21 protein-coding genes are annotated in these 24,637 nt (G+C 69.4%); 10 read left to right on the top strand and 11 right to left on the bottom strand.

Features of this window, described 5'->3' with window-relative positions:
• The first annotated feature begins 40 nt into the window (after positions 1–40).
• Positions 41–505, top strand: a complete 465-nt coding sequence (locus OG507_RS18280) for a GatB/YqeY domain-containing protein (RefSeq protein WP_327368258.1) — start codon at positions 41–43, stop codon at positions 503–505.
• A 97-nt stretch (positions 506–602) separates the two neighbouring features.
• On the opposite strand, the gene OG507_RS18275 is transcribed toward OG507_RS18280, so the two are convergent.
• On the bottom strand, positions 603–2,846 hold the full coding sequence (locus tag OG507_RS18275; protein WP_327368257.1) for a transglycosylase domain-containing protein: 2,244 nt from the start codon (positions 2,844–2,846) through the stop codon (positions 603–605).
• Positions 2,847–3,232: 386 nt separating this feature from the next.
• Here OG507_RS18275 and OG507_RS18270 point away from each other — a divergent pair, with 386 nt between their 5' ends.
• Positions 3,233–3,583 carry a WhiB family transcriptional regulator gene (locus OG507_RS18270; RefSeq protein WP_176740522.1) on the top strand — a complete coding sequence of 117 codons (351 nt, stop codon included), beginning with the start codon at positions 3,233–3,235 and terminating at the stop codon, positions 3,581–3,583.
• 13 nt (positions 3,584–3,596) lie between these two features.
• On the opposite strand, the gene OG507_RS18265 is transcribed toward OG507_RS18270, so the two are convergent.
• Together OG507_RS18265 and OG507_RS18260 are read right to left on the bottom strand one after the other, a co-directional pair.
• Positions 3,597–5,093, bottom strand: coding sequence for an ArsA family ATPase (locus OG507_RS18265; protein ID WP_327368256.1), 1,497 nt, complete (start codon positions 5,091–5,093; stop codon positions 3,597–3,599).
• Positions 5,090–6,088 carry an ArsA family ATPase gene (locus OG507_RS18260; RefSeq protein ID WP_327368255.1) on the bottom strand — a complete coding sequence of 333 codons (999 nt, stop codon included), beginning with the start codon at positions 6,086–6,088 and terminating at the stop codon, positions 5,090–5,092. Before OG507_RS18260 ends, OG507_RS18265 begins: the two co-directional genes overlap by 4 nt.
• 71 nt (positions 6,089–6,159) lie before the next feature.
• Between OG507_RS18260 and OG507_RS18255 the strand changes: the two genes are divergently transcribed.
• The 4 genes from OG507_RS18255 (at position 6,160) to OG507_RS18240 (ending at position 8,722) form a co-directional block, all read left to right on the top strand.
• Positions 6,160–6,318 (top strand): DUF4177 domain-containing protein, encoded by a 159-nt coding sequence (locus tag OG507_RS18255; protein ID WP_003967454.1) that lies wholly within the window; start codon positions 6,160–6,162, stop codon positions 6,316–6,318.
• Positions 6,318–6,788 (top strand): RidA family protein, encoded by a 471-nt coding sequence (locus tag OG507_RS18250; protein ID WP_327368254.1) that lies wholly within the window; start codon positions 6,318–6,320, stop codon positions 6,786–6,788. Before OG507_RS18255 ends, OG507_RS18250 begins: the two co-directional genes overlap by 1 nt.
• 153 nt (positions 6,789–6,941) lie before the next feature.
• On the top strand, positions 6,942–7,895 hold the full coding sequence (locus OG507_RS18245; protein WP_327368253.1) for an NUDIX hydrolase: 954 nt from the start codon (positions 6,942–6,944) through the stop codon (positions 7,893–7,895).
• Positions 7,892–8,722, top strand: coding sequence for an MBL fold metallo-hydrolase (locus OG507_RS18240; protein ID WP_327368252.1), 831 nt, complete (start codon positions 7,892–7,894; stop codon positions 8,720–8,722). The genes OG507_RS18245 and OG507_RS18240 overlap by 4 nt, the downstream gene beginning before the upstream one ends.
• A 126-nt stretch (positions 8,723–8,848) precedes the next feature.
• On the opposite strand, the gene OG507_RS18235 is transcribed toward OG507_RS18240, so the two are convergent.
• Complete coding sequence (locus tag OG507_RS18235) at positions 8,849–9,523, bottom strand: Crp/Fnr family transcriptional regulator (protein WP_014046869.1); 675 nt, start codon at positions 9,521–9,523, stop codon at positions 8,849–8,851.
• A gap of 253 nt (positions 9,524–9,776) precedes the next feature.
• Here OG507_RS18235 and nth point away from each other — a divergent pair, with 253 nt between their 5' ends.
• From nth to OG507_RS18220, 3 genes are all read left to right on the top strand, one after another.
• On the top strand, positions 9,777–10,673 hold the full coding sequence (gene nth, locus OG507_RS18230; RefSeq protein ID WP_442810997.1) for an endonuclease III: 897 nt from the start codon (positions 9,777–9,779) through the stop codon (positions 10,671–10,673).
• A gap of 62 nt (positions 10,674–10,735) precedes the next feature.
• Positions 10,736–11,491, top strand: coding sequence for an NUDIX hydrolase (locus OG507_RS18225; protein ID WP_327368250.1), 756 nt, complete (start codon positions 10,736–10,738; stop codon positions 11,489–11,491).
• 89 nt (positions 11,492–11,580) lie between these two features.
• Positions 11,581–12,786 carry a MarP family serine protease gene (locus tag OG507_RS18220; RefSeq protein ID WP_327368249.1) on the top strand — a complete coding sequence of 402 codons (1,206 nt, stop codon included), beginning with the start codon at positions 11,581–11,583 and terminating at the stop codon, positions 12,784–12,786.
• 124 nt (positions 12,787–12,910) lie between these two features.
• Here the strand turns inward: OG507_RS18220 and OG507_RS18215 are convergent, their stop codons facing one another.
• From OG507_RS18215 to OG507_RS18185, 7 genes are all read right to left on the bottom strand, one after another.
• Positions 12,911–13,114, bottom strand: coding sequence for a hypothetical protein (locus OG507_RS18215; protein WP_229845996.1), 204 nt, complete (start codon positions 13,112–13,114; stop codon positions 12,911–12,913).
• A gap of 105 nt (positions 13,115–13,219) precedes the next feature.
• Positions 13,220–14,392: an alpha/beta fold hydrolase gene (locus OG507_RS18210; protein ID WP_327368248.1), complete on the bottom strand. Its 1,173-nt coding sequence runs from the start codon at positions 14,390–14,392 to the stop codon at positions 13,220–13,222.
• Positions 14,389–14,922: a phage holin family protein gene (locus OG507_RS18205; RefSeq protein ID WP_327368247.1), complete on the bottom strand. Its 534-nt coding sequence runs from the start codon at positions 14,920–14,922 to the stop codon at positions 14,389–14,391. The genes OG507_RS18210 and OG507_RS18205 overlap by 4 nt, the downstream gene beginning before the upstream one ends.
• Before the next feature lie 47 nt (positions 14,923–14,969).
• The gene (gene nhaA / locus OG507_RS18200) at positions 14,970–16,376 is read right to left on the bottom strand and encodes a Na+/H+ antiporter NhaA (protein WP_327368246.1); all 1,407 of its coding nucleotides are present in this window, start codon (positions 16,374–16,376) and stop codon (positions 14,970–14,972) included.
• Between the two features lie 219 nt (positions 16,377–16,595).
• The gene (acs, locus tag OG507_RS18195) at positions 16,596–18,596 is read right to left on the bottom strand and encodes an acetate--CoA ligase (protein WP_327368245.1); all 2,001 of its coding nucleotides are present in this window, start codon (positions 18,594–18,596) and stop codon (positions 16,596–16,598) included.
• A gap of 185 nt (positions 18,597–18,781) precedes the next feature.
• A complete protein-coding gene (locus tag OG507_RS18190) occupies positions 18,782–21,526 on the bottom strand; it encodes a bifunctional SulP family inorganic anion transporter/carbonic anhydrase (protein WP_327368244.1) in 2,745 nt (914 codons plus the stop codon).
• 896 nt (positions 21,527–22,422) lie between these two features.
• Positions 22,423–23,418, bottom strand: a complete 996-nt coding sequence (locus OG507_RS18185) for an ATP-binding protein (protein ID WP_327368243.1) — start codon at positions 23,416–23,418, stop codon at positions 22,423–22,425.
• 102 nt (positions 23,419–23,520) lie between these two features.
• On the opposite strand from OG507_RS18185, the gene OG507_RS18180 reads away from it, so the two are divergent.
• Complete coding sequence (locus OG507_RS18180; RefSeq protein WP_327368242.1) at positions 23,521–24,345, top strand: oxidoreductase; 825 nt, start codon at positions 23,521–23,523, stop codon at positions 24,343–24,345.
• Positions 24,346–24,637: the final 292 nt, after the last annotated feature.

Genomic DNA, 24,637 nt, shown 5'->3' with positions numbered 1-24,637 from the left:
CGGCGGGCGGCCCGCACCCCGCACCTGCCACAATCAGCACATGACCACGCTCAAGTCCAAGCTCAAGGAAGACCTCACCACGGCCATGAAGGCGCGTGACGAGCTGACCTCGTCCACGCTCCGGCTGACGCTCACCGCCATCACGAAGGAGGAGGTCAGCGGCAAGACGGCTCGCGAACTCTCCGACGACGAGGTGCAGAAGGTGATCGCCAAGGAGGCGAAGAAGCGCCGCGAGGCGGCCGAGGCCTTCGCCCAGGGCGGCCGGAGCGAGCAGGCCGAGCGCGAGCGGGCCGAGGGCGAGCTGCTCGACGCGTACCTGCCGAAGCAGCTGAGCGACGACGAACTGGGTGCGATCGTGGCGTCCGCCGTCGAGGAGGCGAAGGCCGCCGGGGCCGAGGGCCCGCGGGCGATGGGTGCCGTCATGAAGATCGTGAACCCGAAGGTCGCGGGGCTTGCGGACGGCGGCCGGGTGGCCGCCGCGGTGAAAAAGCTCCTGGCTGGCTGAGCCCGCGCCGCGTACGTACAGGGATGCACGAAGGTGGGGCGCCCCGGATCTGGATCGATCCGGGGCGCCCCACCTTCATGTGCGTGAACGGTAGAAGTCAGGGCCCCTGCGTACCGCCGTTGGTCTGACCGCCGCGGCCGCCGGTGTTCCCGCCGATCATGTCCGGCGGAACGCTGATTCCGGGGAACGGACTCTTGTCTCCGGGCTTCTTGCCGGGCTTCTGGCCCCCGGGACCGTTCCTGCCGGGGTCCTCGTCCTCGTCGTCGTGCTTCGGCGGGTCCGGGATGTTGACGGTGTTGAAGGCGGGGGCGACCACCCCGTTGAGGGCGCCCGTCATCGCGTCCCGCCAGATCGGTCCGGGGACCTGTCCGCCGTACACCTTGTCCTGGTACACGCCGCCGATGGTGATGTGCTCCATCTCGACCTTCTGGGACGGGCTGCCGACCCAGACGGCACCCGACATGTTCGGCGTGTAGCCGACGAACCAGGCGTTCTTACGGGCGTCGGTCGTACCGGTCTTGCCCGCGTTGTCGCGGCTCTGGAGGCCGGCCTCCTGACCCGTGCCGGAGTCGACCACACCGCGCAGCAGGGTGTTGATGGTGTCCGCAGTCGTCTGCGACATCGCCTGCGAGCAGCTGGTCTTCGGTACGGGAAGTGAGTCGCCGGCCGCCGTCCTGACCGACTCTATGGCGATCGGCGTGCAGTACGTACCGCGGTTGGCGAACGCCGCGTAGGCGCTGGCCATCGTGAGCGGCGAGAGGCCGTTGGAACCGAGGGTCAGCGTGGACGGGTTCTGCGGCAGCTTGGTGCCGTCGCCCTGCACCACGCCCAGCTTGTCGGTCATCTGTGAGACCGGACACATGCCGATGTCCTGGAGCATCTGCACGAAGTAGGTGTTGACGGACTTCTCCATCGCCTCCTTCAGCGAGTACGGCCCCTTCTCGGTCTCGCTCTCGTTCTCCAGGTGATACTTCGGCACGCCGTCGTTGACCCACGGGTTGCCGCAGGACCGCACCGTCTCCGGGTAGTCCATCTCGTACGGGGCCGGGTAGACCTGCGTGGCCGGCTTGCCGCCCTCTATGGCCGCGGAGGCGAGGAACGGCTTGAACGTCGAACCGGTCGGGAAGCCGTAGTTCGAGCCGCCCATGCTCTTGTTGACCGAGTAGTTGTACTGGGTCTCGTTGGCCCCGAAGCCGTACGGCTTGGACTGGCCCATTCCCATGATCTTGCCGGTGCCCGGCTGGACCAGCGTCACGGCCGTCGCGACCTTGTCAGTCTTGTAGACATGGCTCTTGATCGAGCTCTGCACCGACTGCTGGGACTGCGGGTCGAGCGTCGTCCGGATCGTCAGACCGCCCCGGTTCCAGATCCCGGCCCGGTCCTCCTTGGTCTTGCCGAAGACCGGGTCGGAGAGGAAGACGTGACGTACGTAGTCACAGAAGAAACCGGCTCCGCTGACAGCCGTGATGCAGCCGTTCTGCGGCTTCTTGACCTTCAGCTTGATCGGATTCGACTTCGCCCTGTCGGCCTCGGCCTGCGAGATGTCACCGACGTCGGCCATGCGCTGGAGCACGGTGTTGCGGCGCTTGGTCGCCTCGGCGGTGTCGTTGACCGGGTCGTAGCGGCTCGGCGACTGCACGATGCCGGCCAGCAGCGCGGATTCCTCCAGGGTCAGGTCCTTCGCGCGCTTGGAGAAGTAGCGCTGCGAGGCGGCCTCGACGCCGTACGCCTGCTGCCCGAAGAAGGTGATGTTCAGGTAGTTCGTCAGGATGCGCTTCTTGCCGAGCTTCTCCTCGACCTGGATCGCGTACTTCAGCTCCTGGATCTTGCGGCCCATGGTCTGCTGAGTGGCCTGCGCGACCTTGTCCGGGTCGTCGCCCGCCTCCTCGACGAAGACGTTCTTCACGTACTGCTGCGTGAGGGTCGAGGCGCCCTGCGCGGTCCCGCCCTCCTGCACGTTGCGGTTCAGTGCGCGCAGGATGCCCTTGAGGTCGATCGCCCCGTGCTCGTAGAAGCGGGCATCCTCGATCGCCACGATCGCCTTCTGCATGTACGGCGAGATGTCCTTCAGCTCGACCACCGTGCGGTCGCGCGAATAGACGGAGGCGATTGTTCCGCCCTTGCTGTCCAGGATCGTGGTGCGCTGGCTCAGTGGTGGAGTACGGAGATTGGCCGGGATTTCGTCGAATCCCTCGACCGTCCCCTTGGTGGCGAGACCCAGTGCTCCGGCGGCCGGCAGCGCGATGCCCGCGAGCACAACTCCGGAAAGTGCGGCGACACCGAGGAACTTGGCGGCCTGCTGGGTCGTCGTGAGACCCCCGCCCGAGCGCTTCTTTGGCATGGGGGCAGCCTACGTTCTCATTCGCCGGACACGCGTATATGCCTTGGCCTAAGCTGCTCACAACTGTCACAGCAGTCCCGTTCCGTATCAACCCCCGTGCACGATCCGGCCACGCGTTCAGGCGCTCCCGAATTCGCCTCCTGTGTCATCGAACGTCCGTTGTGATCCAGGCGAACTGTCCTGATTCTGCCGGGATGGCGAGGTATGTCCTCACCTCACTCCCCTGGGTGATCTGCCGCATACGCATAGTCCGTTCGGGCCATTCAAGATTGGGCCCGAAGGGGGTGTTGTGCTGTCGCCGCCTTCCGTAACGTCCTCAACTGGCAGCGGTGAATATGCCGCTACCGCCGTGGGGGAGCCTCGATTCGGGAGAGGACGGCGCCGTGATGGGCTGGGTAACCGACTGGAGTGCGCAGGCAGCCTGCCGCACTACCGATCCAGATGAACTGTTCGTACAAGGGGCAGCGCAGAACAGGGCCAAGGCGGTGTGCACCGGATGCCCGGTGCGGACCGAGTGCCTGGCCGACGCGCTGGACAATCGCGTCGAGTTCGGCGTGTGGGGCGGAATGACCGAGCGGGAGCGCCGCGCACTGCTGCGCAGGCGGCCCACCGTGACGTCCTGGCGCCGGCTGCTGGAGACCGCGCGCAGCGAGTACGAGCAGTCCACGGGCATCCTGCCCGTGGCGATCGGACTGGATGACGACGAACTGCACGAGAGGTACGCCGCGGTGGGATAGGCCGCACGGGCGGCTACGCAGCTCCGGCCGGGACAGAACCGGTCGCGAGCCGGTCCCCGATGGCCCGAAGCCCTGCGAGGTCGTGTACGTCACCGGGCAGGGCGGCCACGTGGGTCATGGCCACCTCCGGGTGCAGCGCGGTGAAGCGGTCGCGTGTGCGCTGTTCGCGTGCGACTACCTGCATCCGTTCCGCATGCAGCCGCAACAGACCCGCGGTCAGCTGCTCGACGGAGACGGCCTCGGTCGCGATCGCGGTCCTGGGTTCGGCTGCGGCTTCGGGAATCTGCTCGGAGGCCTCGGGAGTCTTGCGGGTTTTGGGGGTCTCGCGGATCTTGGGAGCCCGCTCGGAAGGATCGGGATCGGGTTTGGGAGAGGAACGATCGGGAGTGACGGCTTCGGGAGCGGCGACCGACCAGTCGGCCGGGTCACGAAGTCCAGCCTTCCCGGCCGTCTGATCCACAATGCCGACCCCGTCAAGATTTTCTGCGGCCGCCAGTGCGCGCTCGGCTGAGAGCCGGGCGGCGTCGCTGCCATGGACACGGTTGAGCACCAGTCCGGCCAGCGGCATCTCCTCCGCGGCCAGCCGTTCCACGAAGTACGCCGCCTCGCGCAGCGCGTCCCGCTCCGGTGTCGCGACGACGAGGAACGCCGTACCGGGTGCCTGAAGCAGTTTGTACGTGGCATCCGCCCGGGTGCGGAAGCCGCCGAACATGGTGTCCATCGCCGCCACGAAGGTCTGCACGTCGCGCAGGAACTGGCCGCCGAGCAGCTTGCCGAGGGTGCCGGTCATCATCGACATGCCCACGTTGAGGAACTTCATTCCGGCCCGGCCGCCCATCTTCGCCGGGGCCATCAGCAGCTTGATGAATTTTCCGTCCAGGAACGAACCGAGACGCTTCGGGGCGTCCAGGAAGTCCAGCGCGGAGCGTGACGGCGGGGTGTCGACGATGATCAGGTCCCACTCGTTGCGCGCCCGCAGCTGGCCGAGCTTCTCCATCGCCATGTACTCCTGCGTGCCCGCGAAACCGGCCGACAGGGACTGGTAGAAGGGGTTCTCCAGGATCGCGCGCGCCCGCTCGCCGTCCGCGTGCGCCTCGACGATCTCGTCGAAGGTCCGCTTCATGTCGAGCATCATGGCGTGCAGTTCCCCGGCGCCCTCGCTCTCGATGCCGGGCACCCGGCGCGGGATGTTGTCCAGCGAGTCGATGCCCATGGACTGGGCGAGCCTGCGGGCCGGGTCGATGGTGAGGACGACGACCTTACGGCCGCGCTCGGCGGCCCGTACGCCCAGCGCCGCGGCGGTCGTGGTCTTGCCGACCCCGCCCGATCCGCAGCACACGATGATCCGGATGCCGGGGTCGTCGAGCAGCGCGTCGGTGTCCAGCGCGGGGGCGGTGGCAGGGGCCTCGGTTCTGTCCGGGGCCGCGTCTCTGCCGACGTCTCTGCCTGAGTCGGTATCCGCGTCCGTGTCCGTGTCCGCGGCCGTGGTCGCGGTCGTGCCCTGTGTCATGTACCCACCCCTTGTCCCGCCCCTTCGCCCGCCCCGTCACCCACGCCCTGCTTGCGGAGCTCGGTCGCCAGGTCGTAGAGGCCTGCCGGGTCCATGCCCTCGCTGATCAGCGGGAGTTCGTACCCCGGCAGGTCCAGGCCCGCGAGCACCGCACGCTGCTCGCGCTCCAGCTCGACCCGCTGGGCGTGCTCGGCGGCCTGCTCGACCAGCGGGCGTACGAGCCCCGCGGAACCGGTCACGCCCGCACGGGTCAGCGCCTTGGCGATCTCCTTGCGGCGGCCGCCCGCGGCGGTGCGCAGCGCGTCCTCGTCCAGCAGATGCGGTCGCACCATGTTCACGATGACGCGGCCCACCGGTAGTTCGGCGGCCCGCAGCTCGGCGATGCCGTCCGCGGTCTCCTGGACCGGCATCTCCTCCAGCAGCGTCACCAGATGGACCGCCGTCTCGGGGGACTTCAGCACCCGCATCACGGCCTGCGCCTGATTGTGTATCGGGCCGATCCGGGCCAGCCCCGCCACCTCGTCGTTCACATTGAGGAAGCGGGTGATGCGCCCGGTGGGCGGCGCGTCCATGATCACGTAGTCGTAGACGTACCGGTTCTGCTTGTCCTTGCGGCGTACGGCTTCGCAGGCCTTGCCGGTCAGCAGCACGTCCCGTACACCGGGCGCGATCGTGGTGGCGAAGTCGATCGCGCCGAGCTTCTTGAGCGCCCGGCCCGCGCTGCCGAGCTTGTAGAACATCTGGAGGTAGTCGAGAAGGGCGCGTTCGGCGTCGATCGCGAGGGCGTACACCTCGCCGCCGCCGGGCGCGACGGCGATCTTGCGCTCCTCGTACGGAAGCGACTCCGTCTCGAAGAGCTGGGCGATGCCCTGCCTGCCCTCGACCTCCACGAGGAGGGTGCGCCTGCCCTCGGTCGCGAGGGCGAGCGCGAGGGCGGCGGCGACCGTGGTCTTACCGGTACCGCCCTTGCCGCTGACGACCTGGAACCTGCTCACGTATTCGAGCCTAACCAGTCGGGCCGCGGGCTACGCACGAGGCTGTGCGTGCCAGGCATTACAGTCGGGCCATGACCAAGTGGGAATACGCGACCGTGCCCCTTCTCGTGCACGCGACCAAGCAGATTCTGGACACCTGGGGCGAGGACGGCTGGGAGCTGGTCCAGGTCGTTCCCGGCCCGAACAACCCCGAGCAGCTCGTGGCCTACCTGAAGCGGGAGAAGGCGTAGTGGCGGGCGCGGTCGAGGCGAAGCTCGCCGAGCTCGGGCTGACGCTGCCGGACGTCGTCCCGCCGCTGGCCTCGTACCAGCCGGCCGTGCAGTCGGGGGTGTACGTGTACACCTCCGGTCAGCTGCCGATGGTGGACGGCAAGCTCGCGGTCACCGGCAAGGTCGGCGCGGAGGTGACGCCCGACGAGGCCAAGGATCTGGCGAAGACCTGCGCGCTCAACGCGCTGGCCGCCGTGAAGTCCGTCGCGGGCGACCTGGACCGCATCGCGCGCGTCGTGAAGGTCGTGGGCTTCGTCGCCTCGGCGTCCGACTTCACCGGGCAGCCCGCCGTGATCAACGGCGCCAGCGAGCTGCTGGGCGCGGTCCTCGGTGACAAGGGCGTGCACGCGCGCAGCGCGGTGGGCGTCGCGGTGCTGCCGCTGGACGCACCAGTGGAGGTCGAGGTCCAGGTCGAGCTGGTGGGGGCCTGAGCCGTAGCTCCGGTGCCGTCCGCTGTTCGTTCTCCTGCTCTTGTTCTTCGATCCCGTCCGGTCGTGATGACCGGGCGGGATCATGTGTGTACGGGGCATGTACGGATCAACGTGGCTCTCGAACATCGTCGCGGTTCCGGATAGCCTCCGGCCATGTCCAATGGTCAGTGGTACCCACCGGAATGGCCCGACCGGATCCGGGCACTCGCCGCAGGCGAGCTGACGGCCGTGACCCCGAAGCGGGCCGCCACCGTGATGCTGCTCCGGGACCCTGCCGCTGACACCGAGGGCGGTCCCGCCGTCCACATGCTGCGCCGCCGCGCCTCCATGGCCTTTGCCGGCGGGGCGTACGCCTATCCGGGTGGCGGGGTCGATCCGCGCGACGACGACCGGCTCGTCGGCTGGGCCGGACCCGCGCTGGAGAGCTGGGCCGAGCGGCTCGGTGTCGGTACGTCGGCCGAGGCGCAGGCCATCGTCTGCGCGGCGGTCCGTGAGACGTACGAGGAGGCGGGCGTCCTCCTCGCGGGCCCGACCGCCGACACGGTCGTCAGCGACACCACCGGCTCCGACTGGGAGGCCGACCGCGAGGCACTGGTCGCCCGCGAGCTGTCCTTCGCGGAATTCCTGGACCGGCGCGGTCTGGTGCTGCGCTCCGACCTGCTGGGCGCCTGGGCACGCTGGATCACCCCCGAGTTCGAACCGCGCCGCTACGACACCTGGTTCTTCGTCGCCGCGCTCCCCGAGGGCCAGCGCACCCGCAATGCCTCCACGGAGGCCGACCGCACGGTGTGGATCGGGCCCGGCGAGGCCGCCGACGGGTACGACAGGGGCGAGCTGCTGATGATGCCGCCGACCGTGTCGACGCTGCGGGCGCTCAGGCCGTACGGGACAGCTGCCGAGGCCCTGAAGGCGGCGGATGCCCAGGACCTCACCCCCGTACTGGCACAGGCGCGGCTGGAGGGTGACGAGTTGGTGCTGAGCTGGCCGGGACACGACGAGTTCACCAAGCACATCCCGAGCGGGCCGGGCGAGCCGGGCGGATCTGGTGGTTCCGGTGATGTCCGTGGCGTCGGTGATGCCCGTGGTGCGGGAGGTGAAGCCGGATGAGCGATGCGGCCGCGCTGCCCGGACAGCCACGCGGCGGGGTGCTGTCCGGCCCCGCCACCACCCGTACCGTCAACGTCCTCGCCCCCAACGCCTCGGCGATGACGCTGGACGGCACCAACACCTGGATCGTCGCCGAACCCGATTCCGATCTCGCGGTCGTGATCGACCCGGGCCCGCTGGACGACATACATCTGCGGGCCGTCATCGACACCGCCGAGCGCGCGGGCCGCCGGATCGCGCTCACCCTGCTCACCCACGGGCACCCGGACCACGCGGAGGGCGCGGCACGCTTCGCCGAGCTGACCCGTACGAAGGTGCGCGCCCTGGACCCGGCGCTGCGCCTCGGCGACGAGGGCCTGACCACGGGCGATGTGATCACCGCTGGAGGGCTGGAGCTGCACGTCGTGCCGACCCCGGGCCACACCGCGGACTCGCTCTCCTTCCATCTGCCCGCGGACCGGGCGGTGCTGACGGGGGACACGATCCTCGGGCGCGGCACCACGGTCGTCGCGCATCCGGACGGGCGGCTCGGCGACTACCTCGACTCGCTGCGGAGGCTGCGCTCGCTGACCGTCGACGACGGCGTGCACACGGTGCTGCCGGGGCACGGTCCGGTGCTGGAGGACGCGCAGGGGGCGGTGGAGTTCTACCTCGCGCACCGCGCGCACCGGCTGGCCCAGGTGGAGACGGCGGTCGAGGCCGGGCACCGGAGGGCATCGGAGGTGGTGGCGCAGGTGTACGCGGACGTGGACCGGTCCCTGTGGCCCGCGGCGGAGCTCTCCGTACTTGCGCAGCTGGAGTACCTGCGCGAGCACGGGCTGATCTAGGACGCATGGGCGGCGCAAGGCAGGCGCAGGGCCATGCGCAGGGCGCTCGTACGGCACGCGCAAGGCCCCGCCGTGCGGCGGGGCCTTTTGCGTACGTGAGAGAGCGTCCGGTCGTCGGCGGGGCGGCTAGCGGGACCGCTTCGCCAGGCGCTCCACGTCCAGCAGGATCACGGCGCGCGCCTCCAGGCGCAGCCAGCCGCGTCCGGCGAAGTCGGCGAGTGCCTTGTTGACCGTCTCGCGGGAGGCGCCGACCAGCTGGGCCAGCTCTTCCTGGGTCAGGTCGTGGACGACATGGATGCCTTCCTCGGACTGGACGCCGAAGCGGCGCGACAGGTCGAGGAGGGCGCGGGCGACACGGCCCGGTACGTCCGAGAAGACCAGGTCCGACATCTGGTCGTTGGTCTTGCGCAGTCGGCGGGCGACAGCGCGCAGCAGGGCCGTGGCCACCTCGGGGCGGGCGTTCAGCCAGGGCTGGAGGTCGCCGTGGCCGAGGCCGAGGAGCTTGACCTCGGTCAGCGCGGTCGCGGTGGCGGTGCGCGGGCCCGGGTCGAAGAGCGACAGCTCACCGATCAGCTCGCCGGGGCCGAGGACGGCCAGCATGTTCTCGCGCCCGTCGGGGGAGGTGCGGTGAAGCTTCACCTTGCCCTCGGTGACCACATAGAGGCGGTCGCCCGGGTCGCCCTCGTGGAAGAGCGCGTCGCCGCGCGCGAGGGTCACCTCACTCATCGAGGCGCGGAGCTCCGCGGCCTGCTCATCATCGAGCGCCGCGAAAAGCGGGGCGCGCCGCAGAACGTCGTCCACGAGTTCTCTCCTTGTCGGCCTGTTCAGGGAACCGTGGTCCCCATCATGCCGGACGGTAAAACAGTGCGATCAATCACAAACCAGTTTGACGCACGGGCGTGCCGAACCGTGAGGCAGGGGGCCGATTGGGGGTGGATACGCGGTGACCGGGGCGGATGTCAGTGCGTGGCTCTAGGCTGGCCGGGTGTCCAAATCGCCGGTGAGAGCGCAGGCCAAGGGGGCTGATGGGGTGTCGGAAGGCCGTGATTCCGCTGTGGGCGAACAGGCTGCGAGCCGCCCGAGAAAAGCGACAAAACGCCCTGCGGGCGAGCAGGCCCCGAAGGCCGGAGCCACGGCCGGGGCAGGGGCCGGTGCGAAGTCCGGAGCAAAGCGGCCCGGTGCGAAGCCGGAATCGCATCTGGCGATGGTCCGCCGTGCCCGCAGGATCAATCGTGAGCTGGCCGAGCTCTATCCGTACGCCCACCCCGAGCTGGACTTCCGTAACCCCTTCGAGCTTCTCGTCGCCACGGTCCTCTCCGCTCAGACCACCGATCTGAGGGTCAACCAGACCACCCCCGCCCTCTTCGCCGCCTACCCCACCCCCGAGGACATGGCCGCGGCCGTCCCGGAGGAAATGGAAGAGCTCATTCGGCCGACCGGCTTCTTCCGGGCCAAGACCAAGTCGCTGATAGGCCTCTCCGTGGCGCTCAGGGACAGATTCGGCGGCGAGGTGCCGGGCCGCCTCGCCGATCTCGTCACGCTCCCGGGGGTCGGCCGCAAGACCGCCAATGTCGTCCTCGGGAATGCCTTCGGCGTACCCGGCATCACCGTCGACACCCACTTCGGGCGCCTCGTCCGGCGCTGGAAGTGGACGGAGCAGGAGGATCCGGAGAAGGTCGAGGCCGAGATCGCCGCGATCTTCCCCAAGAGCGAGTGGACGATGCTCTCGCACCGCGTCGTCTTCCACGGCCGCCGTATCTGCCATGCCCGCAAGCCCGCCTGCGGCGCGTGTCCGATCGCCCCGCTCTGCCCGGCGTACGGGGAGGGCGAGACCGACCCGGAGAAGGCCAGGAAGCTGCTGAAGTACGAGATGGGCGGTCAGCCCGGTCAGCGGCTGAGCCCGCCGGCGGACTACCCGGGCAAGCCCGCGCCGCCCCTGGGGGCCGGCTGACGTACGGCGCTCGCTCCGGAACGAAATGCGTGACGACAGGCGTTGAAAGACGAGGGGTGCCTATGAAGACGCACGAACAGAGCACGCAGCGGCACGATACGTACGGGCAGAGCGCGACCGGAGTGGGCGCGGCGGGCGCAGGTCACGACGCCGCCATCACCGTCACGGCCGAGGGCCTGCCCGACTGGCTCGCCCCGGTCGCCCGGGCCGCGCGGACCATCGAGCCGGACCAGCTCAGCCGCTTCCTGCCGCCCGAGAGCGGCGCCGGGCGGCAGTCCGCGGTGCTCATCCTGTTCGGGGACGGCGAGCGCGGCCCCGAGCTGCTCCTCATGGAGCGATCCGGAAACCTGCGTTCCCATGCTGGGCAGCCCTCGTTCCCCGGTGGCGCCCTGGACCCGGAGGACGGCGACCAGGCCACGACAGGGCCGCTCAGGGCCGCTCTGCGGGAGGCCCAGGAGGAGACCGGCCTGGATCCGCGCGGGGTACAGCTCTTCGGTGTGCTGCCCCGGCTCTACATCCCCGTCAGCGGCTTCGTCGTGACGCCGGTCCTCGGCTGGTGGCGGTCGCCGAGCCCGGTCGGCGTGGTTGATCCGGGTGAGACGGCCCGGGTCTTCACCGTTCCCGTGGCGGATCTCACGGACCCGGCCAACCGGGCGACCACGGTCCACCCCAGCGGCCACCGGGGTCCGGCATTTCTGGTCGAATCCGCCCTGGTCTGGGGTTTCACCGCCGGAGTGATCGACCGGATTCTGCACTTCGCGGGCTGGGAGCGTCCGTGGGACACCGCCAAGCAGGTGCCGCTCGACTGGCGTGCATGACAGTCTGACTCCCGTGCTGTGCTGTCCGGCCCTGTCCGGACCCAGCCGAAAAGAACGGGCCCGGTGACGAATCTGCGAGGCTATAGACGGTGAACGTGCTGGACATCCTGCTGCTGGCCGGCGCCGTGTGGTTCGCGGTCATCGGCTATCGCCAGGGGTTCGTCGTCGGCATCCTGTCGGTGATCGGGTTCCTGGGTGGCGGTCTCGTCGCCGTCTATCTGCTGCCGATCCTGTGGGACCAGCTGACGAACGGCTCCGAGGTCTCATCGACGGCAGCCGTCGTCGCCGTCGTCATCGTGATCGTCTGTGCCTCGGTGGGTCAGGCCTTCACCACGCATCTCGGGAACAAGCTCCGCCGGTACATCACGTGGTCGCCCGCGCGCGCCCTCGACGCCACCGGCGGCGCCCTGGTCAACGTGGTCGCGATGCTGCTGGTCGCCTGGCTGATCGGCTCCGCGCTGGCCGGCACCTCACTGCCGACACTGGGCAAGGAGGTCCGCAGCTCATCGGTCCTGCTCGGCATCTCCCGCGTGATGCCCAACCAGGCCTCCACCTGGTTCACGGACTTCTCCTCGGTCCTGGCGCAGAACGGCTTCCCGCAGGTCTTCAGCCCCTTCGCCAACGAGCCGATCACCGAGGTCCGGGCCCCGGACCCGGCGCTGGTCGGCAGCCCCGTCGCCGCCCGCGCCAAGGAGTCCATCGTCAAGGTCGTCGGTACGGCCCCGAGCTGCGGCAAGGTCCTCGAAGGCACCGGCTTCGTCTTCGCCGACCGCCGGGTGATGACCAACGCCCATGTCGTCGGCGGCGTCGACGAGCCGACCGTCCAGATCGGCGGCCAGGGCCGGCTGTACGACGCGAAGGTCGTCCTCTACGACTGGCGGCGCGACATCGCCGTACTCGACGTACCGGACCTCGACGCGAAGCCGCTGAAGTTCACCGACACCGATCACGACGCCGACACCGGGAACAGTGCCATCGTCGCGGGCTTTCCGGAGAACGGCTCGTACGACGTACGGGCCGCGCGTGTCCGGGGCCGTATCGACGCCAGCGGGCCGGACATCTACCACCGGGGCACCGTCCGCCGCGACGTGTACTCACTCTTCGCGACCGTCCGTCAGGGCAACTCCGGCGGACCGCTGCTGACCCCCGACGGCAAGGTGTACGGAGTCGTCTTCGCGAAGTCGCTCGACGACCCCGACACCGGCTACGCGCTGACGGCCGACGAGATCCGCCAGGACATCACGAACGGCCGCGCCGCCAACCAGCAGGTCGACAGCCAGGCGTGCGCCCTCTAGGACGAGAGGCCTCCAGGCCGAGAGGTCCAAGGCGTGCCGACGTACCGATCTCTGGCAGCCGGGAGAGTTGTTGAAGTCCCGCCCGGCAGGTGAACTGAACGCTCACAGGCCGGCCGGGGCGGAGTCATCCGCGTGGATGGCGCAGCCGCGCCGAGACCCAGCGGGCTCTGCGGCGCAGAATGCGCGGGATACCGAGCCGGGGATCGTGCAGAACATGCATATCGTGCACCCGGCCCTGGGGGCCGCCCCCCTCATGAGTGCTCGGACTCGCCGTGGCGGTCGAGCGACGGTTGCGTGCTGCGTCACCGAAGTCGTGCGTCCAGCCCATACCCCGACGTCTGCCCGTGCCTCATGGTCGGTAACCGCCCATCCGTCAGCCAATTGGCTTATGCGCCGGGCAATTGGCTGTTCGTCGGACAACCGTGCCCGTCGGCTACCGGTCGGGCTCGGGATCCTTGAGCCAGTTGATGAGTTCGCCCGAGAACCCGTCCGGATCCTCCTCGTGGGGGAAGTGCCCCAGACCGTCGAAAAGTCGCCAACGGTACGGCGCTTCGACGTACTCGCCGGACCCTGCCGCACTCCGCGTACGGATCGCCGGATCGAGTGAACCGTGCAAATGCAGTGTGGGTACCCGCACCGGCCTCTTCATGCGCCGGTTGAACTGGATTCCGTCCGGGCGGGCCAGGGAGCGCACCATCCAGCGGTACGGCTCGATCGAGCAGTGCGCCGTCGACGGGATGCACATCGCGCGCCGGTAGACGTCGACCGCCGCGTCATCGGGGAACTCCGGGGTCCGGGGTCCCGCCCAGTCACGGATCAGCCGGCCCACCAACGCCGCGTCGTCCGCGATGAGCTGACGCTCCGGCACCCACGGGCGCTGGAAGCCCCAGATGTACGAGCCTGCGCGGGACTGCGCGAAGTCGGAGAGCATCGAGGAACGCCAGCGGCGCGGATGCGGCATCGAGGAGACCACGAGGCGGCGCACCAGCTTCGGCCGCATCACCGCGGCCGTCCAGGCGAGGTAGCCGCCCATGTCATGGCCGACCAGGGCGGCGTCCGGTTCGCCGAGCGAGCGGATCACGCCGGTGATGTCGAGCGCCAGGTTGGCGGGGTCGTAACCGCGGGGCGTACGGTCGCTGCCGCCGACCCCGCGCAGGTCCATCGCCACGGCGCGGAAACCGGCGTCGGCGAGAGCCGTGAGCTGATGGCGCCAGGTCCACCAGAACTGCGGGAAGCCGTGCAGCAGCAGCACGAGCGGCCCTTCGCCGACCTCGGCGATGTGGAAGCGGGCGCCGTTGGCCGCCACGTCCCGATGAGTCCACGGCCCGTCGAGCCGAACAGGCCCACCGGAGGAGGCGAAGCCGGGCGGACTCGGCGGATCGGAGAGGCCCGAGGAGTCCGAGGAGCGCGGGGAGTCCGAGGTGCCCTTGCGGCCGGTGGAGCCTGAGGGGCGTGACTGGCCGGGGTGGCCGGTCGAGCCTGAGGGGCCGTCCGGGCCCGTCCGGCCGTCGGGACGCGTCCGGCCGTCCGGACCCGCATGACCTTTCGGGCCTGCCTGACCTTCCGGGCCTACTGGGCCGGATGCGCTGGAATCGGGGACCGTCATGTGGACGAGCGTGCCACAGCGGACGCCTTGTCCTGGACCGGAGACTTCTCCAGGGCCTTGTTCGCCGGCTTGCCGCCCACGGCGGCCGGCAGGTTCGCCCCCGCCGTCACGGCGGACCGCGGGTGCGGCTTGACGCCCTGCAGCACGGCCGCCGTCTGCTTGGCCGACGCGATGGACTTCTCCGGCGGCTTGACCTTCTTGAACTTGGTGATGGCGAACAGCGCGAGCAACGCCCCCAGCACGATGAAGGCAGCGCCCACGATCAGGAACGACCAAGCGAGCCCGAGCCCCAGGTTGTGGATTCCGTAAGCCGCCGCGAAGCTCAGCACCGGGACCGCGAACAGAACCAGCACACCCGCGACGATGAACGCCACGCTCCCGGTGACGCCGCGCTTGACGTCCTGACGCACTTCGGCCTTGGCCAGAGCGATCTCGTCGTGCACCAGTGCGGACATCTCGGCCGTCGCCGAGGCGACCAGCTGCCCGAGACTGCGCTCGGCACTGCCCGCGTTGTTGCCGGGGTCGCTCATCCCTGACTCCCTCTCCAGCTCTCCTGCTCAACACATCTGGTGTCAGATCATGCCGGACTGTCCGGCTTGCTGCTCGCTGCCCCCGCCAGTTGGGCAAGCCGACGGTGCTCGGCCGCCTTCTTCTCGTAGATCGCGGCCATCCGCAGGTGGTACGCCGGGTCGCCCTGCTCGTAGATGTCGGGCACGCCGTCCTGGTCCTCGTCGCGCTCCTCCGCCTCGTACAGCGTCCGGTATCTGCGTACCCGGAGCTTGAGCAGTACACCGGAGAGTACGGCGGCCGTCAGGGAACCGAGCAGCACCGCGGCCTTGATCTCGTTGATCATGTCCTCGTCGCCGGCGAAGGCCAGCTCGCCGATGAGCAGCGAGACGGTGAAGCCGATCCCGGCGAGCGAGGCGACCGCGAAGACATCCGCCCAGGCCAGGTCCTTGTTCAGCTCGGCCTTCGTGAAGCGGGCGGCCAGCCACGTACCGCCGAAGATGCCTATTGTCTTGCCGACGACGAGTCCCAGGACGACGCCGAGCGTCTCGGGCCGGGTGAAGACCTGTGCCAGCGCGCCGCCGGAGAGGGAGACACCGGCCGAGAAGAGGGCGAACAGCGGCACGGCGACACCGGCCGAAAGCGGGCGGATCAGGTGCTCGATGTGCTCGCCGGGGGCGTGGGTCTCGCCGTCCCGCCGGGTGCAGCGGAGCATCAGGCCCATGGCGACACCGGCGATGGTGGCGTGGATGCCGCTGTTGTACATCAGGCCCCAGATGACCAGGGCGAGCGGTACGTAGACGTACCAGCCGCGCACGTTCCTGCGCAGCAGCAGATAGAAGACGGCGAGACCGATGAAGGCGCCGAACAGCGCCATGAAATCGATCTTCTCGGTGAAGAAGACCGCGATGATCAGGATCGCGAAGAGGTCGTCGACGACGGCGAGGGTCAGCAGGAAGGCGCGCAGTGCGTTCGGCAGCGAGGTGCCGATGACCGCGAGGACGGCGAGCGCGAAGGCGATGTCGGTGGCGGTGGGAACGGCCCAGCCGTCCGTGGAACCCCCGCCGGTCACTGCCACGAGCGTGTAGACGATGGCCGGAGTCACCATTCCGCACAGCGCGGCGACGACCGGGAGGGCGGCCGCCTTGGGATCGCGCAGTTCGCCCGCGACCAGTTCCCGCTTGAGTTCGACGCCCGCGACGAAGAAGAAGACCGCGAGCAGCCCGTCCGCCGCCCAGTGCTCCACGGAGAGGTTGAGGCCCAGCGAGCCGGGGCCGAAGTGGAAGTCGCTGACGGCCGTGTAACTGGATCCGAAGGTGTTCGCCCACACCAGGGCGGCTATCGCGGCGACCAGCAGGATGACTCCGCCGACGGTCTCGGTGCGCAGGGCGTCCGCGAGATAGTTCCGCTCAGGGAGGGACAGGCGCCCGAGAAAGGTACGGCGGGAGGAAGAGGGTGTGGGGGTGGGCGCGGCCACGAGTGAGGACCTCCGGGTAGGTACGGCAGCGATGGCATGGCTGATGCACTTGCCGACCAGACTTCCCGGCACACCCTGTGGAGATTTCTTATTGCTTTGTTGACGCAGCTGCCACTGTACCCGGGGTGCGCGGGACGGTATCCGGTGATCTTCACCCTAAATGCCCGAGGGGTATCCGGCGCGTCGCCGGATGCCCCTCGGGGACGTACTCGCTGCGGCTCAGTCCTCGGAGCCGGAGGAGGACGGCAGCTGGGTCTGGATGAGGTCCATCACCGAGGAGTCGGTGAGCGTCGTGACGTCGCCCAGCTCGCGGTTCTCGGCGACGTCACGCAGCAGGCGCCGCATGATCTTGCCGGAGCGGGTCTTCGGCAGCTCGGCGACCGGCAGGATCCGCTTCGGCTTGGCGATCGGACCGAGCGTGGCGCCGACGTGGTTGCGCAGCTCCGCGACGAGCTCGTCGGAGGCGACGGCCGTACCGCGCAGTATCACGAACGCGACGATGGACTGGCCGGTCGTCTCGTCGGCGGCACCGACCACGGCGGCCTCGGCGACCGACGGGTGCGACACGAGTGCCGACTCGACCTCGGTGGTCGAGATGTTGTGCCCGGACACGAGCATCACGTCGTCGACCCGGCCGAGCAGCCAGATGTCGCCGTCCTCGTCCTTCTTGGCGCCGTCGCCCGCGAAGTACTTGCCCGGGAAGCGCGACCAGTAGGTGTCGATGTAGCGCTGGTCGTCGCCCCAGATGGTGCGGAGCATCGACGGCCACGGCTCGGTGAGGACGAGGTAGCCGCCCCCGCCGTTCGGAACCTCGTTGGCCTCGTCGTCGACGACCGTGGCGCAGATGCCGGGCAGGGCGCGCTGGGCGCTTCCTGGCTTGGTCTCCGTGACGCCCGGCAGCGGTGCGATCATCATCGCGCCGGTCTCGGTCTGCCACCAGGTGTCCACGATCGGGCACTTGTCGGCGCCGATGTGCTTGCGGTACCACATCCACGCCTCGGGGTTGATCGGCTCACCGACCGAACCTAGGACCCTAAGACTGCTCAGGTCGAACTTTGCGGGGATGTCGTCACCCCACTTCATGAACGTACGGATCGCGGTCGGCGCGGTGTAGAGGATCGTGACTCCGTACTTCTGCACGATCTCCCAGAAGCGGCCCTGGTGGGGCGAGTCGGGCGTGCCCTCGTACATGACCTGCGTCGCGCCGTTGGCCAGCGGGCCGTAGACGATGTACGAGTGGCCGGTCACCCAGCCGATGTCGGCGGTGCACCAGAAGACATCGCTCTCCGGCTTGAGGTCGAAGACCGCGTTGTGGGTGTACGCGGCCTGCGTGAGGTAGCCACCGGAGGTGTGCAGGATGCCCTTCGGCTTACCCGTGGTGCCGGAGGTGTAGAGGATGAAGAGCGGGTGCTCCGCCTCGAATGCCTCGGGGGTGTGCTCGGCGGACTGCCGGCCGGTGATCTCGTGCCACCAGACGTCGCGACCCTCGGTCCATGCGGTGTCCTGGCCGGTGCGCCGCACCACGAGGACGTGCTCGACACTGTCGATACGGGAGACGGCGTCGTCCACGGCGGGCTTGAGCGCGGACGGCTTGCCGCGGCGGTATCCGCCGTCGGCGGTGATGACGACCTTGGCGTCCGCATCCTGGATGCGGGCGGCGATGGCGTCGGCGGAGAAGCCGCCGAAGACCACCGAGTGCGCGGCGCCGATGCGGGCGCAGGCCAGCATCGCGATGGCGGCCTCGGGGATCATCGGCAGATAGACGGCGACCCGGTCGCCCTTGCCGACACCGAGCTCGGTGAGGGCGTTCGCGGCGCGCGAGACCTCGTCCTTCAGGTCGGCGTAGGTGATGGCGCGGCTGTCGCCGGGCTCGCCCTCGAAGTGGATGGCGACCCGGTCGCCATGACCGGCCTCGACGTGGCGGTCCACGCAGTTGTACGCGACGTTGAGCTTGCCGTCCGCGAACCACTTCGCGAAGGGCGGGTTGCTCCAGTCGAGCGTCTCGGTCGGCTCCGTGGCCCAGGTCAGGCGACGGGCCTGCTCGGCCCAGAAGCCCAGCCGGTCCGCCTCGGCCTGCTCGTACGCCTCCGCCTTGACGTTGGCGTTGGCGGCCAGATCGGCAGGCGGTGCGAACCGCCGCTCCTCACGAAGCAGATTGGCCAGGCTTTCGTTGCTCACGACATCTCCCATTCCCAGGGTGTCCGTTGTGTCCCGGGGCATAGCTCATCAGGCCAAAGGCCGGGTGACAAGTGTCTGCCCGGAATTGGTTTAGACCTGTGTCTCGTGTATGGAGACACAGGTCCCGCCTCCACGTGCGGTCCGACGTGGTGCAGAGCGACACGGACCGGTACGGAGCGGTACGGAGGCGGGACCACAAGGTCTCACGGGCCGAGGGCGAATCCGGTTCAGACGCCGGTACGTTCCAACTCGCCGGACCCGGATGGATCGCCCGGGGCCGCGGTGGCCCCGGGGGTGCCGGTGTTGTCGGGGGCGTGGGAATCGGCCGGGGTGTGGGAATCGGCGTGGGGGTCGCCGGGGTCCACGCGGTCGAAGACCTCGTCGAGCGCGAGCCCGGCGCTCGCGCCCTCGGCCAGCAGATAGGCCTGCGCCTCGCCCACATGGAAGTACATCCCGTGCAGCTGGAGCGTGCCCTCGGTGAGCCGCCGCGCCACTGATTCATGGGCCCGCAGATGATCCAACTGCTGGACCACATTGGTGAGGCAGAGCTGCTCCAGAGCATCGGCCGGCAGCCGGCCGGAGATCCGGGCCCAGGTGTGATGCCGGGATGCCATCCGCTCCAGGCTCGGCAGCCCATGTCTCAGCCAGCGCCACAGGGACGTCAGCGGAGTGTCCGGGTCCGGCTCGGCGCCGAGCAGAGCCTGCATCGCGCCGCAGCCGGAGTGACCGCAGATGGTGATGGACTCCACCTTCAGCACATCCACCGCGTACTCGATCGCGGCACCCACGGAGTCGTCACCCGACTCGGCGTCCGGCGGGGGCACGAGATTGCCGATGTTCCGCACGGTGAACAGGTCGCCCGGGCCGCTCGCCGTGATCATGCTGGTGACCAGGCGGGAGTCGGCGCAGGTGATGAAGAGCTGAGAGGGGCGCTGGCCCTCGCGGGCCAACCGGGCCAGCTCGTCGCGCACCAGCGGAGCGGTGTTCCGCTGAAACGAACTCAGGCCGCTGAACAGGTGGTTGCCACCGCTGCGGCGCGGGGCTGCGGTGGGTGGAGCGCCCGGCCCGGGGTCGTTGTCGGCTCCGGGAGTGTTGTTGGTGCCAGGAACGTCGGTGGAGTCGTGGGGCGTGAGGTGGTCGGGAGAGCGGTCCTCGCCCGGGTCGGGGCCGGGGACGTGGCCTGGGCCTGAGTTGGAGCCGTGGTCGGAGGTGGGGGCGGGGGGCGCACCGAGGCCGCCGTGGCGGGTTTCGGGCGAATGCTCGGGCCGGTCGTGGCAGTGATGGTTGCGCCACGGCGTCCAGGGGCGGCAGCAGGAGTGCGCCGCCGAGGCGGGCTCGGCGATCCGGCCACCGGATCTGCCGGTGAAGACGACCCGGCCGCCATGGGCGGCCTGGGCGATGCTCCAGTCCTGGATCATCTCGTACGCGGCATGGTCCATGAAGAAGCCGTCCAGCTCGACGACGGCGTCCCCGTCCTGGGGCAGCTGGCCGAGCGTCCGGCTGAGCCGTGGCACCGCGAGGAACGTCAACTGGCCCCGTACGACCACCAGATGCTGGCCGTCCTGATCAGTCACGGTGATTCTGGTTCGGGCCAGCCGGTGCAGGGCGACGGCCACGGCCACCGCGATGCCGATCGCCACCCCCTTGAGCACGCCGAAGAGGACCACTCCGGTGATCGTCGCCCCGTACACCAGGAATTCCCGGTGCTTATGGACGTTACGGATGTGAGCGAAGCTCACCATCTGGATGCCGACCATCATGACCAGCGCGGCGAGCGCCGCCAGGGGGATTTGCTCCAGGGCGCCGACCAGCAGGCAGGCGGCGAGCACCACCCAGACGCCGTGCAGCACGGTGGAGGCACGGCCTGTCGCCCCGGCCCGCACATTTGCCGAACTGCGCACCGCGCCACCGGACACCGCCAGTCCGCCCACGAGCCCGGACAGGGTGTTGGCGATGCCCTGGGCGCGCAGCTCGCGATCGAGATCGGAGCGTCTGGCGGGTGGCGGAACGGCGGGGGCGGGCGCGGTCGGGGCGGCCGTAGCCGCGGTCGGAGCCGGGGCCGGGGTCGAACCGGAGGCCGAGGCCGAGGCCGACAGCTTGTCCACCGCGACCGCGGCGAGCAGTGACTCCAGACTGGCCACCAGCATTACCGTGAACACAGCGGTGGCCAGGGCGAGTACGGGGCCGTGCGGCATTTCCGGCAGGGCGTGCGAGCGCCAGGACGGCAGATCGACCCGTGCGATTCCGGGCGCCGTGATCGCGGCTACCGCCGTCGCCGTCACCACCGCGGCGAGGGCGGCCGGAATCCGCCGTACCACCCGGCCGATCCGTCCCGGCATCCGCGGCCACAGGACCAGGACGGCGATGGTCAGCGCGCCGATCAGCGGGGCGGCCGGACTTACCCGTTCCAGTTGGTCGGGCAGGGCGAGAGCGTTGGCGACGGCCGAACTCTGGGGCGAGCCGCCGAGCACGATGTGCAGCTGGGCGAGTGCGATGGCCACGCCGATTCCGGCGAGGGTGCCGTGCACGATGGCGGGGCTGACGGCGAGGGCGCTGCGCGCCGCCCGCAGCGAGCCCAGCAGGATCTGCAGAAGTCCGGCGCCGATGGTGATCGCGCAGGTGGTGCGCCAGCCGTAGATCTGGATCAGCTCGGCCGTGACCACGGTCAGTCCGGCGGACGGGCCGCTGACCTGGAGGGGTGTGCCGCCGAGCAGTCCGGCGACGATGCCGCCGATCGCGGCGGAGATGAGGCCGGCCTCCAGCGGGGCGTCCATGGCGACGGCGAGGCCGAGCGACATGGGGACGGCGAGCAGGAAGACCGTGATGGAAGCGGACAGGTCAGCGCCGTTGATGCGGAACCGGCCGCCGCTGGGCGGCGGTGGCGGGCTGTGCGGGCGCTTGATTCCCGAGGCGCGTGGTGGGCGCGAACTGCGGGATGTGCGGTCATGACGAGTGGGGACGCAAGCAGACATGTTCCCGTCTCCTCCGGGGCAGCGCGGTCGCGGAACGTGGGGGACGCGGCCGTGGGTCACGGCATGCAGCGGCGGGATTTCTCAACTCTCAGTAAACAGATCGTAATGGAGAGTAAAGATCTGTGTCCATAGTTGAGGCCAAATGGGCCATTCGACAACCCATTAAAGTGAATAAACATCTTTTCGGACGGTATGTCGTGTTGGTTGTAGTAGGACCACATGCGATCTTGACCGCGCCGAGTCGGCACTACGACGCAGTTTTCCCGGGAGGAGGAGAGCCGGCGGATGGTGGGCGCCGCGAAGAGAACCGCCGCGAAGCGGGAGGCCGGAGCGAAGATGAACGTCCCCCGAGTCGCGCCCAAGAGCATGTTCCGGCTCATCGGCGACGGCTCCACCACGTTCACGGGCCGCCAGCCCCGGCAGCTGCGACATCGGAACCCGCTTCAACGGCCACTTCTGAGGCCCCGACGATTTCCGAGGCCCCGACGATGGCATCGGCACCTGGTCCGTCGATCAGGCCAAGTCCTTTGTGAAGAGGGGGCAACCAGATGCGCGAAGGCCTGATCCAGGCCTTCGACCGCGCGCACGACGGAAACCGCGCCCCGCAGACCGTCGGCAACCACTCGGCCAGGCACCTGAGAAGGGCTGGGCGAAGTTCCTCGACGAACCCCGGGCCTCGGAGGCCGACAGGGCTCACGCCCGTACTGACTACACTCACATCAGGCCGGTCGTCAGCTGCGCGTCCGCGCCTGGTGACGGCGATCGCCCGCCGTGCACGGCACCGATCCGCGCGGCACCGATCCGCACGTCTCCCGGTTCCGGGGCCACGGATGCTTGAGCACGCAACAGCGCCCCGGCCGGAAACGAGCCCGCCCGACCGACCGGGGCGTCGGCGATCAGGCCGGCTGAGCGGCGCCGTTCTGCACCCACCGCTCATCGAGCACGAAGGCGGGGTCGACCTGAGCGGCCAGATCGGCGCCCGTCTTCTCATTGCCCCAGCTCTCCGCGTTCTTCAGATGGAAGTGCACCATCTGCCGCGTGTAGCGCTCCCAGTCCCGCTGCTCGTACGAATCCTCCGCGGCGTCCTGCAGCGCCTGCAGGGCCATCCGATTGTCAGCCTCCAGCAGCTCGAACCGGGCGGGCCTGCCCTTCTCCATGGCCCGTACCCAGTCGGAGTGCCCGACGCTGACCAGCAGATCGTCGCCCACCTCGGTACGCAGGAAGTCCAGATCGTCCTTGCCCTGCACCTTGTTGCCGATGACCTTCAGCGCGACCCCGAAGTCCCGCGCGTACTCCTTGTACTGGCGGTAGACCGAGACGCCTTTACGCGTCGGCTCGGCGACCAGGAACGTCATGTCGAAGCGGGTGAACATCCCGGAGGCGAAGGAGTCCGAACCCGCTGTCATGTCGACGACGACATAGTCGTCGGGGCCGTCGACGAGGTGGTTGAGGCAGAGCTCGACGGCACCGACCTTCGAGTGGTAGCAGGCCACGCCCAGATCCGACTCGGTGAACGGCCCGGTGGCCATCAGCCGGATCTCCCCGTCGTCGAGCCGGACGGTGTGGGCGCACGCGTCGTAGATCGGGTTGTCTTCGCGGACCCGCAGCAGCCGTGAGCCCTCGCCGGGCGGAGTCGTCTTGATCATCGTCTCGGCGGAGGCGATGCGGGGATTGCTGCCGCGCAGATACTCCTTGATCAGAGGCAGCTGGGCTCCCATGGCAGGCAGCGCCGCAGTCTCCTGGTCGTCGAGGCCGAGTGCGGCCCCGAGGTGCTGGTTGATGTCGGCGTCCACCGCGACGACATGGGCTTCATTGGCGGCAAGGTGACGGATGAAGAGCGAGGACAGCGTGGTCTTGCCGCTGCCGCCCTTCCCTACGAAAGCGATCTTCATGTTCACCTAGGGTAGCGGCATGATTGCTTTCTGCTGTCGCACTTCGTGAAGAAGGCCACTCCCGGGCGGTATCGGTGTAGGGGGCGCGTAGCCTCGCTACTTATGAGTACGACTGCCTCTGATCCGCTCGCCGCCCTGGGCGCCCTGCCGGGAGTCGCCGACGCGGTGGACTCCGTACGCAAGGCCGTCGACCGGGTCTACGGTCATCGCGTCATGCGGCGCCGCAGCAACGAGGTCACCGCCGAAGCGGCACTGCGCGGCGCCCGCGGGTCGGCAGCGCTGTCCGGAGCCGACTGGAATCTGGAGGAGGTGCGCCGACGCACCGACTTCAGTGGTGACGGTGAGGCGCATGTGATCGGGGCGGCCCTGAGGCTCACCGCCGAAGCGGGCCAACTGCTCTCCATCTGGCGGCAGTCGCCGCTGCGTGTCCTGGCGCGGCTGCATCTCGTCGCGGCAGGCGGCGCGGCGCCCGATGACGCCGTCGGCCGGCCGCGGCTGGCGGGCGAACCGGTGGACGAGCCGCTGATCGAAGCGCCGCTGCCGGACGCCGGGGAGGTGGCCGGGCGTCTGGAGGGGCTCTCCGGAATGATCCTTTCGGGCACTGCGGCGCCCGCGCTGGTGACGGCAGCGGTCGTGCACGGGGAACTGCTGGCCCTGCGCCCCTTCGGTTCGTACAACGGCCTCGTCGCGCGGACGGCCGAGCGCATCGTGCTGATCGGGAGCGGGCTCGACCCCAAGTCGATCTGCCCCGCCGAGGTGGGCCACGCGGAACAGGGGCGGGCGGCGTACATCGCCGCGTTCGAGGGCTATATGTCGGGGACGCCGGAGGGGATGGCGGCCTGGATCGCGCACTGCGGTCGCGCGGTGGAGCTGGGCGTCAGGGAATCGACGGCGGTCTGCGAGGCGCTGCAGCGAGGCGCCGCGTAACAGGGCGGCGGGCCTGACGGGTCCGCAGGCGTCAACTTGCAGGACGGTGACTTCACTGTAAAAGGGTTGCGGCGGTACCGACTTCGGTACCGCCGCTGGCATGTCTACCCAGTTACCATGCGTCCTCGATATGTGCCCATCAGGTCGGGGAACTTTGCCCGTTCCCTGGTGCGGCTGGCCCGTAATCGACGGGTCGACGTCGCGTGGGTGCTCGGTTTCCATGCTCGGTCCGTGGGGCCTTCTCTGCGTTACAGGTAATCCTCTCGGATGTCCTTGGTCTCGCGGGCCGTTG

Source organism: Streptomyces sp. NBC_01217 (genome assembly GCF_035994185.1).
In the GTDB taxonomy this organism is placed as follows: domain Bacteria; phylum Actinomycetota; class Actinomycetes; order Streptomycetales; family Streptomycetaceae; genus Streptomyces.
Note: the sequence above shows the minus strand (reverse complement) of the source record. Positions and strands in the feature narration are given on the sequence as shown.

Bases quoted from the DNA above. Each gene is read 5' to 3' on its own strand.
- OG507_RS18280 (WP_327368258.1), top strand. From the start codon at position 41: ATGACCACGCTCAAGTCCAAGCTCAAGGAAGACCTCACCACGGCCATG.
- OG507_RS18275 (WP_327368257.1), bottom strand. From the start codon at position 2,846: ATGCCAAAGAAGCGCTCGGGCGGGGGTCTCACGACGACCCAGCAGGCC.
- OG507_RS18270 (WP_176740522.1), top strand. From the start codon at position 3,233: ATGGGCTGGGTAACCGACTGGAGTGCGCAGGCAGCCTGCCGCACTACC.
- OG507_RS18265 (WP_327368256.1), bottom strand. From the start codon at position 5,093: ATGACACAGGGCACGACCGCGACCACGGCCGCGGACACGGACACGGAC.
- OG507_RS18255 (WP_003967454.1), top strand. From the start codon at position 6,160: ATGACCAAGTGGGAATACGCGACCGTGCCCCTTCTCGTGCACGCGACC.
- OG507_RS18245 (WP_327368253.1), top strand. From the start codon at position 6,942: ATGTCCAATGGTCAGTGGTACCCACCGGAATGGCCCGACCGGATCCGG.
- OG507_RS18240 (WP_327368252.1), top strand. From the start codon at position 7,892: ATGAGCGATGCGGCCGCGCTGCCCGGACAGCCACGCGGCGGGGTGCTG.
- OG507_RS18225 (WP_327368250.1), top strand. From the start codon at position 10,736: ATGAAGACGCACGAACAGAGCACGCAGCGGCACGATACGTACGGGCAG.
- OG507_RS18215 (WP_229845996.1), bottom strand. From the start codon at position 13,114: ATGGGCTGGACGCACGACTTCGGTGACGCAGCACGCAACCGTCGCTCG.
- OG507_RS18210 (WP_327368248.1), bottom strand. From the start codon at position 14,392: ATGACGGTCCCCGATTCCAGCGCATCCGGCCCAGTAGGCCCGGAAGGT.
- OG507_RS18205 (WP_327368247.1), bottom strand. From the start codon at position 14,922: ATGAGCGACCCCGGCAACAACGCGGGCAGTGCCGAGCGCAGTCTCGGG.
- acs (WP_327368245.1), bottom strand. From the start codon at position 18,596: ATGCCCCGGGACACAACGGACACCCTGGGAATGGGAGATGTCGTGAGC.
- OG507_RS18190 (WP_327368244.1), bottom strand. From the start codon at position 21,526: ATGTCTGCTTGCGTCCCCACTCGTCATGACCGCACATCCCGCAGTTCG.
- OG507_RS18185 (WP_327368243.1), bottom strand. From the start codon at position 23,418: ATGAAGATCGCTTTCGTAGGGAAGGGCGGCAGCGGCAAGACCACGCTG.
- OG507_RS18180 (WP_327368242.1), top strand. From the start codon at position 23,521: ATGAGTACGACTGCCTCTGATCCGCTCGCCGCCCTGGGCGCCCTGCCG.